The organism is Streptomyces sp. NPDC049040 (assembly GCF_043197715.1).
Lineage (GTDB): Bacteria > Actinomycetota > Actinomycetes > Streptomycetales > Streptomycetaceae > Actinacidiphila.
Window position 1 is genome coordinate 1 of record NZ_JBICTO010000051.1, and the last position, 1,216, is coordinate 1,216.

Below are 1,216 nucleotides of genomic sequence, written 5' to 3' on the forward strand. Positions count from 1 at the left end.
AGGGAGTACATGGTGCTTTTGAGTTTGAAGTCGTAGCGTGCGATGGCGAAGCTGACCATGAGGCCGAGGATGAGGATGCCGGTGGTGCTGGCGAGGGCGACGAGGATGGAGTTGGCGAATTCGCCCCAGAATCGGTTGGATTTCAGGACGTCGAGGTAGTTGCGGGTGACCCAGGGGTGGGGGAGGCCGGCGGGGCTGGTGGTGATCTGGGAGTTGGTGCGGAAGCCGCCGATCACGATGTAGAGGACCGGGGTGATGCAGACCGCGATGAAGCACAGGGCGATGAAGTAGGTGAGGGGGTTGCCCCACCGGTCGGGTGCGTCGCGGGTGTTGCGGCGGGTGGTGGGGTGTTGTCGTCCGGTGGTGGGCAGGGGCCGGGGGCCGGTGCTGGTGGTGGTGGTCATTGCTGGGTTCCCTCGGTGACGGCTCCGCGGAGGTCGCGGCGTAGGACGGAGCGCTGGTAGATCAGTGCCACGATCAGGGAGATCAGGAACATCACGACGGCGATCGCGCTGCCGTAGCCGTAGTTTCCGGCGTTGCGGCCCTGGGCGAGCATGTAGATGGCCATGGTGGAGGTGCCGGCGGTGCCGGAGACGTATTGGCCCCAGATGATGTAGACGAGGTCGAAGAGTTGCAGTGAGCCGATGATCGACAGGAATGCCCAGATGCGGATGGTGGGTCCGAGCAGGGGCAGGGTGATGCGGCGTTGGATCTGCCAGTAGGAGGCGCCGTCGATGGCTGCGGCTTCGAAGAGTTCCGTGGGGATGGATTGGAGTCCGGCGAGCATGAGGATGACGGCGAAGCCGATGTATTTCCAGGAGATGATGGCCATCAGGGTCCAGATGGCGATTTTCGGGTCGGAGAGCCAGTCGGCTTGCAGGGTGCCCAGGCCGAGGTGGCGCAGGGCGTCGTTGATGGCGCCGTCGCTTTGGGCCATCAGGCTCCAGCCGGTGCCGACGATGACTTCGGAGATGATGTAGGGGACGAAGATCAGGACGCGGATGACGGAGCGGCCGCGGATCTTCTGGTTGAGGAGCAGGGCCAGGGCGATGGCGAGGGGGCCCTGGATGGCCAGGGACAGTCCCATGATGGTGAAGCTGTGTTTCAGGACCTGGTGGAACGCGGGGTCGGTGAGGATGAGTTTGTAGTTGTTCAGGCCGACCCAGTCGGTGGGTGCGCCGTAGCCGTGCCAGCGGTAGAAGCCGTAGTACGCGGC

Annotated in this window: 1 protein-coding gene and 1 pseudogene; both read right to left on the reverse strand. The window is 64.3% G+C overall.

Going from position 1 to position 1,216, the window contains the following annotated elements:
• Nucleotides 1-404: pseudogene (locus ACGFMP_RS37230) on the reverse strand (carbohydrate ABC transporter permease); the annotation flags it as partial.
• Nucleotides 401-1,216 (reverse strand): carbohydrate ABC transporter permease (locus tag ACGFMP_RS37235; RefSeq protein WP_393678537.1); only part of this gene is annotated, 816 nt, incomplete at its 5' end. The pseudogene ACGFMP_RS37230 and the gene ACGFMP_RS37235, both read right to left, overlap by 4 nt.